This window comes from Enterococcus canis NBRC 100695, from assembly GCF_001544375.1.
Classification (GTDB): domain Bacteria; phylum Bacillota; class Bacilli; order Lactobacillales; family Enterococcaceae; genus Enterococcus_H; species Enterococcus_H canis.
The window spans coordinates 21,372-36,738 of sequence record NZ_BCQJ01000002.1 but is presented as its reverse complement, the minus strand read 5'-3'; the positions used below and the strand labels follow the sequence as shown (position 1 = coordinate 36,738).

Sequence of the window (15,367 nt, the reverse complement as noted above, 5' to 3'; positions counted from 1 at the left end):
CTCCTTTATACATTCTTTTCTAATGTATCATGCTTGAATGGTCGCTGCAAGACGAAGATAGCCTTTTCATTTCAACAAATCCTGCGAAAATGGTATGATTTGATTAAAGGAGGGAATATCATGTCATCATTAAAAGACACAAAAGATAAAGTGGTAGGGAAGACGAAGGAAAAACTGGCGTCTCTGACAGATAATGAAGCGCTAAAAGCAGAAGGCAAGCAACAAGCTGAGCAAGCCGAAGCAAAAGAACAAAGCCGCAAAGAACGTCTCTCTGAAATTGAAGATCAATATGAAGAAAAGAAAGCCCAAAATACTGATTTTACGAAAGAACGCAAAGAACAAAAGGAACGAAAAGATCATCATGAGCAACAGATTTCCCGCGAAGAACGGATTGAGGCCGAACGGGTCCGTAAATATACTGGTATAGAAGATAAGCTATAAAAATGTTGTCTATCAAAGAGACGTGTGACAGGATCCTAGAGGTCTAAGTCACACGTCTCTTGCTTTTTGCCAAGAGATTTGGTACTGTGCAACTACAGCTTTCATGTTATAATATAACTATCTAAATTTAGCTGATATAAAAGAAAGATCAGCTTTTATACAATCATAGAAATGGAAGGAGCGATTTGATGCGTTGTCCTAAATGTCATCATAATAACTCGCGAGTCATCGATAGCCGTCAAGCGGATGATGGGCGCGCGATCCGACGCCGTCGTGAATGTGAAAACTGTGGTTTTCGTTTCACTACGTTTGAACGGATAGAAGCTGCTCCCTTATTAGTTGTCAAAAAAAATGGGGAACGGGAAGAGTTCAATCGAGATAAAATTTTGCGAGGCTTGATTCGTTCGGCTGAAAAACGGCCAGTCGCAATGGAGCAGATGGAGCAAATCGTTGATAAAGTGGAAAACCGCGTTCGCGGAATGGGCGAAAATGAAGTATCTACTAACTTAATTGGTGAGTATGTCATGGAATATTTGGTGGATCTGGATGAGATTGCTTATATTCGCTTTGCCAGCGTATACCGACAGTTTAAGGATATGAGTGTTTTCTTAAAAGAGCTACAAGATATTGTTGATAAAGCAAATCGGGAGGAGTAAGCAGGTTGAATGACGCATGGAAGAAACTTTTGCCAAAAGATTCCTATGAAGTCTGGTATCCCCAGAAGCTATCGAATCTAGCGCAAGAAGTAATCACATTCTTATATCAACCAATCATTGGTAGCGATGCATTTAGCATTTTCTGGACATTGGTTGGAGAACCCACGGAAACCTCTCTCCATGCTGAATTACTGAATACATTAGACATGGGTCTGCCGGCTTTTTATGAAGGTCGACGGCGTCTTGAAGGTGTTGGTTTACTGGAAACCTACCAGGAATCAACCGATACGCAACACTGGATCTATGTTCTGCGACGCCCAGTCAGGGCAGCCGTCTTCTTTTCAGATGCGCTATTAAGTACGTTACTACTGGACCGAGTGGGAGAGAAGAAATTTCAGCAGCTAGTTGACCGCTTTGCGGAACCGGCTTTAGATATGAGCGGTTATGAAAAACGCAGTGCGTCTTTTGCGGAAGTTTATGGCCTGCATCCTGAACGGTTGCAAGCAGGTGAAGGTTGGCTTGAAAAAGCAAAGGATCAATTTGTTCCTGAAACACCACTTGTTCTAGGCGAAGTGCTAGACTGGCAGCTATTTGATTCCATCGTGGCACAGGCCAAGGTTCAAATACCTTCCACTGAGCGACGCAAACAATTAAGTGCTTATCGTCAGTTGTATGGGTTAGATGAGCTTACAATGGCTCAGATTTATATTGCGGCTGCAGATTTGGAAAGCAATGAAGTTACGGAAAAATCTTTGCAGCGGGAGATTTATCAACGCTTCCAAGAAAATCGTACACAAAAAATTGTTCCCAAGGAAATGCCGGCAGAGATCAAACCAGCAGACCGGAGCACCTATCGAAAAAACAGTTTGCTGGCGGAAGGCTTTGGCGAAGGCGAAGTCGCTGTCATTTTAGCCAGTGAGCAGATGGCCCCAATGGTTTTTCTACAATCTATTAAAGACCAAAAAAAAGGCTATATTGCCAATGATGAGCGTTGGGCTTTGGAAGAAGTTAAGCGCAAGTCTGGCTTACCAGATGCCGTTATCAATATTTTGACGCACTATGTGCTGGTTGTCCAAAATCGTTCTGTTTTAAACAGCAAGTATCTCAATTCAATCGCCAATGACTGGGCACAAAAGGAATTACATACGCCTGAGGCTGCCGTTCAGGCAGTCAAACAGCTTGCCGAAAATGCTCGGACCAATACCGAACGGCGCCAACCTGCTAAACGCACAGGACGTAAAGAGAAGTTGCCAGATTGGGCACAAGGTAAGGTGGCCAAAGCGGAAGGCAAGGAGCTAACAACAGCAGAGAAAGAAAAATTAGCAGAACGAATCAGACGTTTAACGAAGGAAGGTGACTAAGTCATGGAAGATGTAGGACAAGAATTGACGCGTCTAATCAAGCAACGGGATTTAGGCGGACGCTACAGTGAATTAATGGAACAGGTTTTAACGGATAGTGATGTGCGGGCCTTTATTCAAGAACACAAGGATAAACTAACTGCGGAAGATATTCAGAAAAGCTACTCCAAATTATATGAATTCGTTCAAGAAAAACGAAAATTTCAATTGAAAGATCCCACCATGATTGCTCCGGGGTATGAACCAAAATTGGCGCTTAATTTCCATTATATTGACGTGACTTATGTCCCGACAGATGCCTTATTAGCACGTCAAAAGGAACAAGAGATTCGGAATCGTGTCAATTCTGTCGACATGCCGAAAGATATTCGTGAGGCCACCTTGGCGAGTTTTGAGATGACAACTGAACGAAGTGAGGCATTGGGAGAAATTATTGATTTCATAGAAGCATATACCGCAAATCCTAACAGTTATCATAAGGGACTTTATCTACAAGGCAGCTTTGGCGTAGGCAAAACCTATCTACTTGGAGCTTTAGCCCATGAACTTGCCAAGAAAGGGTACCAGTCAACCCTTGTTTATTTCCCTACCTTTGCGGTTGAGATGAAACAAGCAATCAAGACAGAACAGGTGGGACCAAAGCTTGAAGAAATCAAGAAAGCGCAAGTCCTCATGTTAGATGATATTGGAGCTGATTCCATGAGCGCTTGGATTCGAGATGAGGTACTTGGCGTTATTTTACAATACCGTATGCAAGAGCAGTTACCAACTTTCTTTTCTTCTAATTTGAGTATGAAGGAATTGGAAAATCATTTGACTTATAGCTCACGAGGCGATGACGAGCCGTTAAAAGCAATGCGCATCATGGAACGCGTTCGTTACCTAGTCAAAGAGATTGCAATGGCTGGACCAAACCGCCGTAACGGATGAAATAACAGTTATAAGTAGTCTCATTTCTTAAGATTTTTAAGATAAATTGACATTTTTAATGATTTATGTCATCCTTTTGTTGGAGGGAAGAAAATGAATAAAATAACGAAAATACTCTTTATGTCCGGCTTGGTACTTCTTTTTACAGGCTGTGGCGGCAACCAAGGTACCCAAGATACCACAAAAGAATCCACGACAGAGGAGTCGGTAGCTGTGAGCACAACGAATTCTACGGAATCAGCATCTGCCAGCTTTGAAGGACGTTTGGTGGAAGATGCAGTAAAAAATGATGATCAAAAATCAATTCGTATCGTGTTATCTGATGTGAAGGGAATCAATGATCCTGAAGATATGGCGAAAAGCTTTGCAAATGATGGCGTGATCTTAAATATCGCTGAAGATCAATTAGGAAACGTCTCATTGGAAGAATTGAAAAGTGGTAGTCAATTACGATTTACCACCATGGCACAACCAATTATGACCATGTCAATTCCACCGCAAATTCCGGGGAACTCTATTCAAAAAATCGAGTTAGTTAAGTAAGGTGAGTGCTCTTCATGAAAGCTAAGGCTTTCTGTTGAAGAGGCTCACTTTTTTACTTTAGTCCGTTTCTCGAGAATGGTATAATGAAGCGCAAAGGAGCGGGAGTAAGAACTATGAATGAGACACAACTTTCCAAAAGATTAGAAATTGTCGGTGCACAAGTACCAGCAGGAAGCCGCCTAGCTGATATCGGCTCAGATCACGCCTATTTACCGATTGCCTTAATGCTAGCCGGTAAAATCTCACATGCAATCGCCGGAGAAGTGGTTCAAGGACCCTTTCAATCGGCTCAAAATCAAGTAGCAAAAAATAACCTTTCAGAGAAAATTGAAGTGCGTTTAGCAGATGGCTTGGAAGCTATTACGCTAGCAGATGAAATTGATGCTATCACGATTGCCGGAATGGGAGGCAGCTTGATCAGGGACATTCTTGAGAACGGTCGCCAAAAAGGACGGCTTTCTGGAAAAGAATATTTGATTTTACAACCAAATATAGGCGAACGAAATGTCCGGGAGTGGTTAGCAGACCACAGCTATCAAATCGACTTTGAAACAGTTTTAGCAGAAAAAGGCAAAATTTACGAAGTAATCGCCGCTGAAAAAAGCGACATGCCAGTTACCTATACGGAGGAGGAGCTGATGTTTGGTCCTTTATTAGTACAAAACCCAACATCCGTCTTTCAACAAAAATGGCAACGAGAACTGCATCAACGGGAACAAGTCTGGACGCAGCTACAAACAGCTAAAACACCACCTAGTGAAAAGCTGACACAAATCAGACGAGAAATCGAAAAAATCCGGGAGGTCCTACAACATGATTGACGGCAAAACTTTTATTGACCGTTTTGAGGCCTATTGTCCCCAGTGGTTAGCTGAAGAAGGCGATCCGGTGGGACTGCATATTGGTACGCTAAACAAGCCTATCAAAAAAGTGATGGTCACATTGGATGTCCGGCCAGAAGTCGTGGCAGAAGCTATTGAGGCTGGTGTTGACTTATTGATTGCCAAGCATCCACCCATTTTCAAACCAATCAAACACCTGTTTTCCGATGATCCACAAGAAAAAATGTTGATGGAACTGGTTAAGCATGATATTGCCGTATATGCGGCCCATACGAATATGGATATCGTTGAAAATGGCTTGAATGATTGGTTTTGCGAAGCATTGGGTATTGAACAAACCACCTTTTTAGAAAAAACCCATGAAATTCCTTACCGAAAGCTCGTTGTTTTTGTGCCGGTAACGCAGGGTGATGCGCTGCGGAGCGCTTTATCAGCGGCAGGAGCGGGTGTGCAAGGCAATTATCGCGGGACCAGTTATAGCATGGAAGGGATTGGTCGTTTCACACCAACAGCTGGGGCCGAGCCAGCCATTGGTAAAATTGGAGAACCAGAGACAGTGGTGGAAGAACGGATTGAGGTCTTGTATCTTTCAGCAGATGAAGACAAAATTTTGCAGACGCTGCGGGAACATCACCCTTATGAGGAACCGGCCTATGATTTGCTGCCTTTAGTGCACAATCACAAAGATTTTGGCTTAGGTCGAATCGGTGAATTAGCACAACCTCAGAGCTTGCCTGATTTTATTCAGCAGATTAAAACTGTTTTTGGTTTAGAAGGCTTGCGGGTAGTAACGAATGAACCCCATAAACAAATCAAGCGAGTGGCGATCTGTGGTGGTAGTGGTGAGAAATTTTATCCAGCCGCGCTTCGTGGTGGAGCGGATGCCTATATCACGGGAGATATCTACTACCATACCGGCCATGATATGCTGAGTCGGGGCTTGACGGCCATCGATCCAGGGCACAATATTGAGAAATTGTGTATTCCGAAGCTTGTAGAGTTGTTCAATCAATGGAAAAAAGAGTACAATTGGGAAGTGGAGTTTATCCCCTCAACAGTGGATACGAACCCCTTTCGATTTTATTAAGAGGAGCGAGCGCAATGTATGAAAATCTTTTACCTCGATTTTTACGTTATGTAAAAACCGAAACACGATCAAATCCTGAAAGCAAAACAACCCCTTCAACTGAAACACAGGTAGCTTTTGCACAAACCTTGAAAAAGGAATTAGAAGAGCTGGGTATGAGTGATGTAACCTATACGGCTGAAAATGGCTTTGTCATGGCTACTTTACCAGCTAATACGGATAAAGAAGTACGCAGTATCGGCTTTATTGCCCATATGGATACGGCTGATTTCAATGCGGAAAATGTACAACCACAAATCGTGGAAAACTATGATGGTTCTTCCGTTATCACGTTAGATGCAGCAGGCAAATGGCTTTTGGATCCTAAAGATTTTCCTAATATGAAAAACTATCAAGGTCAAACGTTGATTACAACGGACGGTTCTACCTTGTTAGGTGCTGATGACAAATCAGGTATTGCTGAAATCATGACGGCAATGGAAATCTTAATCAATCATCCTGAAATCAAACATGGGAAGATTCGTGTCGCTTTCGGTCCCGATGAAGAAATCGGCGTTGGTGCTGATAAATTTGATGTCAAAGCCTTTGACGTTGATTTTGCGTATACGATGGACGGTGGTCCAGTGGGTGAACTGCAATATGAAACCTTCAGTGCAGCGCAAGCTAATATCACAATCCAAGGCAAGAATGTCCATCCTGGGACAGCAAAAAATACCATGATCAATGCTTTACAGTTGGCGATTGACTTCCATGATCATTTACCAAAAGATGAAGTACCTGAGAAAACAGATGGTTATGAAGGATTCTTCCATTTAATGGCTTTAAATGGCAATGTAGAGGAAGCAACCATGAGTTACATTATTCGCGACCATGACCGTGCTAAATTTGAAGCTCGCAAAGCAAAAATCACGGAAATTCAGAATGAACTCAACAGCCGCTTTGATACAGAACGCGTCAAAGTGGATATGTATGATCAATACTACAATATGAAGGAAATCATTGAAAAAGACATGAGTATTGTAGAACTAGCCAAAAATGCCATGATCGCTCTAGATATTGAGCCGTTAACAGCGCCAGTTCGTGGTGGTACGGATGGTTCTAAGATTTCTTATATGGGTATCCCAACACCAAATATTTTTGCCGGTGGCGAAAACATGCATGGCCGTTTTGAATTCGTTTCTTTACAAGCGATGGAAAAAGCGACCGACGTCATTGTGAAGATCGCCGAAATGAACGCCCAAGCGTAAGCTGTAATTAAGAGATGGGACGAATTTACGTTCCATCTCTTTTTTTAAAATAGAAAAGGAGGCCTCAATATGAAGATAGGGATCCTTTATAACGGTACTGCTGGCAAGGATGAAAGTCGTCAGTTAGCCGAAGAGTTAGCCCAAAAATTTGTTGGTGAAGAGGTTAACCTTCATGATGTGCTACAAAAAAACTGGGTTGCTTCCTTAGGCCCAGTGGAACGGGTTATCATCATCGGGGGAGACGGCACCATTAACCATTGTGTCGATGCGTTAAAAGATCGTTTAGATCAACTGACCATTGGCATCATTCCTGGAGGTACGGTTAATAATTTAGCACGTGCTATGGAATTGCCTTTAGATACCGAAAAAGCGATGGAAGTCGTTACGGGAGACCGCACCAAGGGAGTTGACTATGGCGTAGTGAATGGCCAAGTGATGGTAAGCTCCATGACCATCGGCATTTTGGCAGATACTGCTGCCCGTATCAGTCAACGGGACAAACAAAAGTATGGTAAGAGTATTTTTGTGCGTCGTTTTATTGAGCTATTGGCACGCAAACGCAAATATCATCTTAAACTAAAGATGGATGAGCAAGTTTGGGAAGGGACGACACAATTAGTATCTGTCACTATGACCAATTCTGTCGGCGGCTTCACCAATTTTGATTTGGAGGCAACGATTGACGATGGCTTGTTCCATGTAATCGTGTTACCAAAATTGCAATTTTTCCGACTTATGCGCTTTTTGCCGTTAATCATTGCCGGTAGAATCGCCGAAATTCCTGAAATTGAATATTGCACTTGTCAGCATTTGACGGTGACTGGACCTAAAGGGGTCAGTCGGATAGACGGCGATCCAGGTCCTAAGCTGCCCTTAGAAATGAAAGTGATCAAAAAAGGCATGACGATTTTGGTGCCAAAATAGAAGAGGATGAAAGTATTTGCAAGAAATAATCAAAAACCCCTTATGGGCGTATTTAGTGTTAGCCAATGTCTATGAATTCTGTTTGATGGGTTACGACAAACGACAAGCCCAAAAGAAAAAATGGCGTGTGCCAGAAGCAAATCTGTTGTTTATTGGCGTGATTGGCGGTGGCCTAGGTGGTTTATTAGGGATGCAGGTGTTCCATCATAAAACGAGGAAACGGAAATTTACTATCGGTTTTGCCGTCGGTGTGTTGTTTGCGGCCCTACTGATTTTCTGGTTCCATTAGGAGAGAAGCATGAAGCAATCGAAACAAAAATTAGCGCTGAATATTCTGCTTTTAGTGGTCATCGTCGGACTGATTCTGTACCTATTGAAAAATTCATTAGGAGAGATTATTGATCAGCTATTGGCGACTAATCCGTGGGTAGCCGTTTTGGTGATTACGCTTGGTTTGATCTATCAAGGTATTGAGGGGCGCAATATCGCCACAATTGCGCAACCTTTTTCCCAAAAATTTACGACTAAAGATGGTTTTTTTGCCTCAGGTACGATTGCCTTTTTCCGCGTAATCAGTTTTGGTTCAGCCACTGCGCTGTCAGAGGTTTGGTATTATCGAAATTATATGAAGACCTCCCAAGGTATCGGCGTTGGTGCAGTGCATATGATTATGTATAAGCTAGGACTTTTACTATTTAGTCTGTTTGGCCTCGCAACCCAGTGCTTCCATTTGCTAGAAACAGCGCCCAATATGATTTTGTTTATTATTTTGGGCATGGTGGTCACAGCGGTAATCATTGGTGTATTGCTGCTACTGTCTAGTAGCTTAAATTTACAGGTCTGGTTGGTAAAATGGTGCCATCGTCATATCCACAAACCTTCTTGGCGCGATAAGGTGGACCAATTCAATATTCAAATTTATTCTTTGCGGGATACTGTGTTAACGATTATCAAAGATCGTGTATTAATGTGGCGTATTATCGGGTTGAATATTTTAAAGCTATTTTTCTGGTTTGTGATTCCTTATGTGGTGTTAAGCGAGCATCATCAAATGGATTTGCTTTTGACGATTAGCTTTACAGCCTTTACTGTTATTCTGGCGGGGGTTATTCCGACACCGGCAGGGATTGGTTCGTTTGAATTTGTATTTCTGCTATTATTTAAGCCGCTAGTAGGGACGGTAGATGCCGTCGCCGCCATGCTGTTATATCGTTTTGCCACCTATGTATTGCCTTTTCTAATTGGCCTTGTTTATTCAGCCATTGAAAAACGAAAACAGTTAAAAGCAGAAATCAAGGATCTCAAACAATCTGACTAAAGAAGTCTGAACGCTATGTTCTGGCTTCTTTTTTTAGCTTAAGGCAATAATAACGAGATTTTTAGTAGAAGTCAGAATCTCGAAAAAAAGTGTGAAAATGCGAGTAAATTATTTGACCAATTTTGACCAAAGTTCTATAATAAGTTTATCACAAGGAGGGAATGCCTGATGAATATTGAAAAAATGACGACGACTTTGCAGGAAGCATTGGCAGAGGCGCAACAAATTGCGGTAACACGTCATCACCAAGAAATTGATATTGCCCATCTATGGAAAATTTTCTTACAACCAAACCACTTTGGTCGTAATTTTTATACGGATTTAGGTTTAGATACCGAGCGTTTTGAACAAGAAGTAGATCGTGCTTTGGATGAATACCCGACAATTGAGGGGGGAAATGTCCAATATGGTCAGAATATGAGTCAAAATTTGTTCTCACTATTGGCGGAAGCCGATAAATTGCGAGGACAATTTCAAGATGAATTCTTATCCACTGAAATCGTCCTTTTGGCATTGATGGAGCTAAAGAATTATCGTTTGACCAAATACCTGACTGCGCAAGGCATATCAGCTAAGGAAGTTCGGCAAGCAATTGAAGCAATGCGAGGAGGCGAGCGCGTGACTTCCCAAAATCAAGAAGAACAATATAAAGCGTTAGAAAAATATGGGACAGACTTAGTTCAAGCAGTCCGTAGTGGGAAAATGGACCCTATTATTGGGCGGGATGAAGAAATTCGTGACGTGATCCGAATTTTATCTCGGAAAACCAAAAACAATCCGGTTCTAATTGGGGAACCTGGCGTTGGGAAAACTGCTATTGTTGAAGGTTTGGCGCAACGAATCGTCCGCCGCGACGTACCCGAAAACTTGAAAGATAAAACGATTTTTTCATTAGATATGGGTTCTTTGATTGCGGGGGCGAAATTCCGTGGTGAGTTTGAAGAACGCTTAAAAGCAGTTTTAAAAGAAGTCAAAAAGAGTGAAGGACGCATCATCTTATTTATTGATGAAATCCACACAATTGTGGGTGCTGGTAAAACGGAAGGTAGTATGGATGCCGGCAACTTGCTAAAACCAATGTTGGCTCGTGGCGAGCTGCATTTGATTGGTGCTACGACCTTAGACGAATATCGGCAGTATATGGAAAAGGACAAGGCATTAGAGCGTCGTTTCCAAAAAGTATTAGTTAAAGAACCAACCGTTGAGGATACCATTTCGATTTTGCGTGGGTTGAAGGAACGCTTTGAGATTCACCACAGTGTCAATATCCACGACAATGCGTTGGTTGCTGCGGCTACTTTATCAGATCGCTACATTACGGACCGCTTTTTACCAGACAAAGCGATTGATTTAGTGGATGAGGCTAGTGCTACGATTCGGGTTGAAATGAACTCCATGCCAACTGAATTAGACCAAGTGACTCGTCGCTTGATGCAGTTGGAGATTGAAGAAGCCGCTTTGAAAAAGGAATCAGATGACGCCAGCAAAAAACGTTTAACAACTCTGCAAGAAGAGTTGGCGGAACTTCGAGAAGAAGCCAATGCCATGAAAATGCGTTGGGAAACGGAAAAAGAAGAGGTTAATGCCCTTAGCAATAAACGTGCTGAAATTGATAAGGCCAAACATGAGCTGGAAGATGCTGAAAACAACTATGATCTTGAACGGGCGGCTGTGTTGCGTCATGGCACGATTCCACAATTAGAAAAGGAATTGAAAGAGTTAGAGGCTAAAAATGGCGGCCAAGAAAAACTAGTGCAAGAATCAGTAACAGAAGAAGAAATTGCTCGCGTAGTTGGTCGTTTGACCGGGATTCCGGTAACTAAGCTAGTGCAAGGTGAACGAGATAAACTAATGAAGCTGAACGAAACGCTGCATAAACGGGTTATTGGCCAGGATGAAGCAGTTGATGCCGTTAGTGATGCAGTTATTCGTTCTCGAGCAGGACTGCAAGATCCAAATCGTCCATTGGGTTCTTTCTTATTCTTAGGACCAACCGGTGTCGGGAAGACAGAACTAGCCAAAGCTTTGGCCGAAAACCTCTTTGATTCTGAGGATCACATGGTGCGGATCGACATGAGTGAATACATGGAAAAACATTCTGTTTCTCGCTTGGTAGGAGCACCTCCTGGTTATGTTGGCTATGAAGAGGGCGGCCAACTGACAGAGGCCGTCCGTCGCAATCCTTATACGATTGTGTTGCTGGATGAAATTGAAAAAGCACATCCAGATGTCTTCAATATTCTGTTACAAGTTCTAGACGATGGTCGTCTGACTGATTCTAAAGGGCGCGTAGTAGACTTTAAGAATACCGTCCTAATTATGACTAGCAACATTGGGTCTAGCTTATTATTAGAAGGCGTTAGCCCAGATGGCACCATTCCAGAAGCCGTTAGCGATCAAGTATTAGAACTACTACGGGGTCACTTCAAGCCCGAATTTTTGAATCGTATTGATGATACAATCCTCTTTACGCCGCTAAGTTTGGATAATGTGAAAGACATAATCTTGAAGATGACCGCTCAGTTATCACAACGTCTAGCTCAACAAGAAATCCAATTGGAAATCTCAGAGGATGCGAAGACTTGGATTGCTGAAAAAGCCTATGATCCTGCTTATGGTGCGCGTCCACTGAAACGATTCTTAACCAAAGAGGTGGAAACACCATTAGCTAAAGAAATCATTTCAGGTCGCGTGTTACCGAAGACGAAAGTGACGATTACCCTATTAGCTGATCAATTGGTTTTTGAAAACGAACCAATCGAAGAATAAACACGAAAAATGGCCCCACAACGTTAGTTAAAACTTACGTTGTAGGGCCATTTTTAGGCTTTTTCTTTAAAGGCATATTGTGGGAAATAATTCGGGTCTTTACGTTTGATAAAACTATAAACCGTCAAAATCAAAGCTCCCAGTGTATTGGTAAGTAGGTCACCCATGGTATCCATCAAGGCTGCGCGCCCGATGTAGGGTTGACCAGCCTCTGTCATATAGCGCTGTAAGTTCATATTGAAGAATTGGTCGCAAGTGAATTCCCAAAATTCCCAAAAGACGCCGCAAACCCCAGCAAAGGCAAAACCAAAAATAATATAAAGCCACGGACTAACTTGCGTTTGATCGATTTTTTTCAAATAGAAGCCAATCAATGCATAGCCCACCGCCACTAAAAGCATCGGACTGACAGCATGTAAAATTTTATCCCAAAAAGGGACGATTAAGATCATTCGCAAACCAGTTCCTAAAAAAACTGAAATCCATAAGAAAAACCAATAATAAAGGCGAACCATCTTGGGAAAAACTAAGCCAGTAACTTTAGTGAAAAGCATTGGCAAAAAGATGATTAGAATACCAGCTACCATCTCCAAAGTCAGTAATTGATACTGACTGCTAGGCTCTGAGGTAAAAATGCGCACGATATTGACTAATAGCGTGCCAATCCCAAATACGACAAGAAACTGAAAAAACCGTTTTTCCATTTTGTCATGAAATTCCATCAAATCACTCCCTTACATAATCGGCAATCGCCGTCAAAAGCGCTGCTTCTGAGTTTACGATTGTGCCATTCAGTTTAATTAAGCCCGTAGTATACAGGTTCAGATAATGAAATTGATTTTCGGCTATCTCTTGCAAAGCCGCAATTTTTTGCGGATGCTGGCCTCCTTGCTGCCGGCTGTCAGTATAGAGCCCAATCACCGGAATACCCTTTGCATAGGCGACACCGATTTCACTGGCAACACCCGGATCAATCACTAAACCATCTAAAACGGCGATCATTAAATCACTGGCTAAAACTTCATCTGTATCAGCTTTAGCGATCATTTTGCTGTCAGCGTAAGCTGTTTTATCATTGATGGCCTCATTTTCTTGTGGGGCATAGAGGGTCAGATTGGGATAGTGCTCGCGAATTTTTTGCACCAAAAAAGTATTGTATTGTTGTTCAGCATGGGAAAATAATGGGGCAGCGTAGTAAATATGCATGATGTTTCCTCCAATTGATTAAAAATAGTCACTAAAATAGGCTTCTTGATCTGGACAGATGGCCTCCAGTAGTTTCAAGGTAGCTTTATTGGTCTGTAACCGTTCGATGCGGGCTAAATAGGAGGCCCGCCGATAGTTCATCAAAAGACAAGTCAGCGTTTGAATCGAGAGATAAACAGGTTCCCCTAAGGTCTCCCGTGTCACCTGTAAGGCGCCATCCTGCCAACTTAGCGCAAAAGGGCCATTATTCCATTCGGCCTGCGAGTCGGTTACAACAAAATGGAAAGGACGCTCGCCTGGGACAAAAGGATAGGCTTTGAGAAATTCTTCTACATCCACGATGCGTGCCATAAAGTAAGGCTCGATTTGTTCTTTGATTTGACTGTCGTCTAGCAGAAAAGCCAGCGGTTCGTTCTTATAAATATCACCTTCAACCCAATAAACCATTGAGAAGTGAGCGCTAATAAAATTCCAGAGACCATTGCGAGCCTCTTGATTTAAATAGAACATTTCCTTTACATGGAAGATTTCTTCGGCAACCCAATAAAACAATACGCCTTGGGGTACACCCTTTTGGTCGTAATAAATGGCAGCGGTTCGTTCTTCTTCATTTTCAAAACGCCAATATTCCTCCCAATTAAACTCACTGCGAATCAAAGCACCATGATTTTCCCGGGCAAATTTAGCATAAACGGTAAAGACGTCTTCGTGATCGACCGGTTGACGTTCCACCATGCCGCCAACTTCCACCGTTTTTGGTAATTGCGTGTCGCGGATTTTAAAGGAAAGCTTGTCCGACATGATCTCCCAACCTTTGCGGCGGTAGTAGGGAATACTGTAAGGATAAAGATAAGAGATCCATTGTTGGCTGTCCCGCATCTTCGCTAAAGCCCGCTTGATTAAGTCATTCATTAAGCCCATGTTGGCATATTCAGGATAAGTCCCAACACCGGTGACGCCCCCCATTTTATAAAGGCTGCCGTGGATGTTGACCTCGCATGGATAAATGGCAATTTGCGAAACCAGCTGGTCTTGATGGAACCAGCCAAAAACCTCGGATAATTCTAAAATAGGTTGTTTTGATTTGATTAGTTCCCGTTTGCTCTCATAGCCGCTTTCTTCCAAGTCTTGTTCAGTAAATTGAAAGACATACGTCAGCAGTTCATTGAATTGTTTCACGTCCTTTTCTTCCACCGGACGCAAGACTAATTCTTGACGAATTTTATCTGATGTCATAGTTTCACTCCTTTAGTTTAGTATAGCAGATTCTGGCAAAAGTGTTTCTACTGGTACCTTCAAGGCCGCTCGTTTATTATAAAAAGGGGAGGGAACGCCATGAAAAATAAACTACAAGCGATCCAAACAGAACTTGCAAAAATTTACGAGGTAGAGCCAACTGTTTTCAGTAGTCAAGAGCACCACTTTATCGAAAGTGATACTCGCTTTTTTGAAATGGTCACCTTTGGCCGCGGGACGGCTTTTTTTGGTGAAGCGCCGCTTTTAGATAAAATGAAAATCTTCGAAGGGACGCCATCCTCTGAACTGATGCACGGGTCAATTTTGCGGAAAATCAGCGATATGTTAGTGGAGGCAGGCGGCGTATTAACCGGTGAAAATATGCACCTGATTCACCCCAATCCCTTAGGACAAATTGCTCAGAGTTATACAAAACAGGGGTATTATTTCCGTTATTTTGAAGAGGATATCACGGACCTTTATGAATACTCAGGCTTGGACTATTCTTTAGACCGTCATCATGATCAACTGGCTTATGCTGCTTTTTATCGCGATGAGTTGGCAGCTGTTGCTGGAGCTAATAATCAAGGCAAGCTTTGGAAGGTGGGGGTCGATACTTATGAGCCTTATCGTGGCAAGGGATTAGGGGCATATTTAGTGCGCAGCCTGACTTCGGAAATTGAACGGCGCGGCTTTTTACCTTTTTATTCTACCTGGTCCAGTAACATTCCTTCACTAAAGATCGGTATCGGTGCCGGTTACACACCTGGATGGGTCAGCTACCAAGGTGAAAAGCGGAAGTGAACC

16 protein-coding genes are annotated in these 15,367 nt (G+C 42.6%); 13 read left to right on the top strand and 3 right to left on the bottom strand.

Translation table 11 applies throughout. From position 1 onward, the window contains the following. Nucleotides 1–120: 120 nt before the first annotated feature. The 12 genes from ECA01S_RS03560 (at nucleotide 121) to clpB (ending at nucleotide 12,118) form a co-directional block, all read left to right on the top strand. Nucleotides 121–441 (top strand): hypothetical protein, encoded by a 321-nt coding sequence (locus tag ECA01S_RS03560; RefSeq protein ID WP_067391234.1) that lies wholly within the window; start codon nucleotides 121–123, stop codon nucleotides 439–441. Between the two features lie 188 nt (nucleotides 442–629). Beyond that, nucleotides 630–1,097 (top strand): transcriptional regulator NrdR, encoded by a 468-nt coding sequence (gene nrdR, locus ECA01S_RS03555; protein ID WP_067391231.1) that lies wholly within the window; start codon nucleotides 630–632, stop codon nucleotides 1,095–1,097. A gap of 5 nt (nucleotides 1,098–1,102) precedes the next feature. Then, nucleotides 1,103–2,458, top strand: a complete 1,356-nt coding sequence (locus ECA01S_RS03550; RefSeq protein WP_067391229.1) for a replication initiation and membrane attachment family protein — start codon at nucleotides 1,103–1,105, stop codon at nucleotides 2,456–2,458. Nucleotides 2,459–2,461: 3 nt separating this feature from the next. Beyond that, nucleotides 2,462–3,388 carry a primosomal protein DnaI gene (gene dnaI, locus ECA01S_RS03545; RefSeq protein WP_067391226.1) on the top strand — a complete coding sequence of 309 codons (927 nt, stop codon included), beginning with the start codon at nucleotides 2,462–2,464 and terminating at the stop codon, nucleotides 3,386–3,388. A gap of 93 nt (nucleotides 3,389–3,481) precedes the next feature. Beyond that, nucleotides 3,482–3,931 carry a hypothetical protein gene (locus ECA01S_RS03540; RefSeq protein ID WP_071858901.1) on the top strand — a complete coding sequence of 150 codons (450 nt, stop codon included), beginning with the start codon at nucleotides 3,482–3,484 and terminating at the stop codon, nucleotides 3,929–3,931. Between the two features lie 113 nt (nucleotides 3,932–4,044). Next, nucleotides 4,045–4,752, top strand: a complete 708-nt coding sequence (locus ECA01S_RS03535; RefSeq protein ID WP_067391220.1) for a tRNA (adenine(22)-N(1))-methyltransferase — start codon at nucleotides 4,045–4,047, stop codon at nucleotides 4,750–4,752. Next, nucleotides 4,745–5,860 (top strand): Nif3-like dinuclear metal center hexameric protein, encoded by a 1,116-nt coding sequence (locus ECA01S_RS03530; RefSeq protein WP_067391217.1) that lies wholly within the window; start codon nucleotides 4,745–4,747, stop codon nucleotides 5,858–5,860. The genes ECA01S_RS03535 and ECA01S_RS03530 overlap by 8 nt, the downstream gene beginning before the upstream one ends. Nucleotides 5,861–5,874: 14 nt before the next feature. Next, entirely contained in the window at nucleotides 5,875–7,107 is a 1,233-nt protein-coding gene (gene pepT / locus ECA01S_RS03525) for a peptidase T (protein ID WP_067391214.1), read from the top strand. Nucleotides 7,108–7,176: 69 nt separating this feature from the next. Further along, nucleotides 7,177–8,031, top strand: coding sequence for a diacylglycerol/lipid kinase family protein (locus ECA01S_RS03520; RefSeq protein ID WP_067391211.1), 855 nt, complete (start codon nucleotides 7,177–7,179; stop codon nucleotides 8,029–8,031). A 16-nt stretch (nucleotides 8,032–8,047) separates the two neighbouring features. Next, the gene (locus ECA01S_RS03515) at nucleotides 8,048–8,320 is read left to right on the top strand and encodes a DUF1294 domain-containing protein (protein ID WP_067391208.1); all 273 of its coding nucleotides are present in this window, start codon (nucleotides 8,048–8,050) and stop codon (nucleotides 8,318–8,320) included. Nucleotides 8,321–8,329: 9 nt separating this feature from the next. Then, complete coding sequence (locus tag ECA01S_RS03510; RefSeq protein ID WP_067391205.1) at nucleotides 8,330–9,349, top strand: lysylphosphatidylglycerol synthase transmembrane domain-containing protein; 1,020 nt, start codon at nucleotides 8,330–8,332, stop codon at nucleotides 9,347–9,349. Nucleotides 9,350–9,517: 168 nt separating this feature from the next. Then, nucleotides 9,518–12,118 carry an ATP-dependent chaperone ClpB gene (clpB, locus tag ECA01S_RS03505; protein ID WP_067391200.1) on the top strand — a complete coding sequence of 867 codons (2,601 nt, stop codon included), beginning with the start codon at nucleotides 9,518–9,520 and terminating at the stop codon, nucleotides 12,116–12,118. Between the two features lie 53 nt (nucleotides 12,119–12,171). On the opposite strand, the gene ECA01S_RS03500 is transcribed toward clpB, so the two are convergent. The 3 genes from ECA01S_RS03500 to ECA01S_RS03490 are packed head-to-tail and all read right to left on the bottom strand — an operon-like array spanning nucleotide 12,172 to nucleotide 14,560. After that, complete coding sequence (locus ECA01S_RS03500; protein ID WP_082703242.1) at nucleotides 12,172–12,840, bottom strand: DUF2238 domain-containing protein; 669 nt, start codon at nucleotides 12,838–12,840, stop codon at nucleotides 12,172–12,174. Between the two features lie 4 nt (nucleotides 12,841–12,844). Beyond that, a complete protein-coding gene (locus ECA01S_RS03495) occupies nucleotides 12,845–13,324 on the bottom strand; it encodes a nucleoside 2-deoxyribosyltransferase (RefSeq protein WP_067391197.1) in 480 nt (159 codons plus the stop codon). 18 nt (nucleotides 13,325–13,342) lie between these two features. Then, nucleotides 13,343–14,560 carry a GNAT family N-acetyltransferase gene (locus tag ECA01S_RS03490; protein WP_067391194.1) on the bottom strand — a complete coding sequence of 406 codons (1,218 nt, stop codon included), beginning with the start codon at nucleotides 14,558–14,560 and terminating at the stop codon, nucleotides 13,343–13,345. A gap of 99 nt (nucleotides 14,561–14,659) precedes the next feature. Between ECA01S_RS03490 and ECA01S_RS03485 the strand changes: the two genes are divergently transcribed. After that, the gene (locus tag ECA01S_RS03485) at nucleotides 14,660–15,364 is read left to right on the top strand and encodes a GNAT family N-acetyltransferase (protein WP_067391191.1); all 705 of its coding nucleotides are present in this window, start codon (nucleotides 14,660–14,662) and stop codon (nucleotides 15,362–15,364) included. The last annotated feature ends 3 nt before the right edge of the window (nucleotides 15,365–15,367 follow it).

Excerpts from the sequence above, each read along its gene's own strand:
- ECA01S_RS03560 (WP_067391234.1), top strand. The coding sequence starts at position 121 with ATGTCATCATTAAAAGACACAAAAGATAAAGTGGTAGGGAAGACGAAG.
- nrdR (WP_067391231.1), top strand. The coding sequence starts at position 630 with ATGCGTTGTCCTAAATGTCATCATAATAACTCGCGAGTCATCGATAGC.
- dnaI (WP_067391226.1), top strand. The coding sequence starts at position 2,462 with ATGGAAGATGTAGGACAAGAATTGACGCGTCTAATCAAGCAACGGGAT.
- ECA01S_RS03540 (WP_071858901.1), top strand. The coding sequence starts at position 3,482 with ATGAATAAAATAACGAAAATACTCTTTATGTCCGGCTTGGTACTTCTT.
- ECA01S_RS03535 (WP_067391220.1), top strand. The coding sequence starts at position 4,045 with ATGAATGAGACACAACTTTCCAAAAGATTAGAAATTGTCGGTGCACAA.
- ECA01S_RS03530 (WP_067391217.1), top strand. The coding sequence starts at position 4,745 with ATGATTGACGGCAAAACTTTTATTGACCGTTTTGAGGCCTATTGTCCC.
- pepT (WP_067391214.1), top strand. The coding sequence starts at position 5,875 with ATGTATGAAAATCTTTTACCTCGATTTTTACGTTATGTAAAAACCGAA.
- ECA01S_RS03520 (WP_067391211.1), top strand. The coding sequence starts at position 7,177 with ATGAAGATAGGGATCCTTTATAACGGTACTGCTGGCAAGGATGAAAGT.
- ECA01S_RS03510 (WP_067391205.1), top strand. The coding sequence starts at position 8,330 with ATGAAGCAATCGAAACAAAAATTAGCGCTGAATATTCTGCTTTTAGTG.
- clpB (WP_067391200.1), top strand. The coding sequence starts at position 9,518 with ATGAATATTGAAAAAATGACGACGACTTTGCAGGAAGCATTGGCAGAG.
- ECA01S_RS03500 (WP_082703242.1), bottom strand. The coding sequence starts at position 12,840 with ATGGAATTTCATGACAAAATGGAAAAACGGTTTTTTCAGTTTCTTGTC.
- ECA01S_RS03495 (WP_067391197.1), bottom strand. The coding sequence starts at position 13,324 with ATGCATATTTACTACGCTGCCCCATTATTTTCCCATGCTGAACAACAA.
- ECA01S_RS03490 (WP_067391194.1), bottom strand. The coding sequence starts at position 14,560 with ATGACATCAGATAAAATTCGTCAAGAATTAGTCTTGCGTCCGGTGGAA.
- ECA01S_RS03485 (WP_067391191.1), top strand. The coding sequence starts at position 14,660 with ATGAAAAATAAACTACAAGCGATCCAAACAGAACTTGCAAAAATTTAC.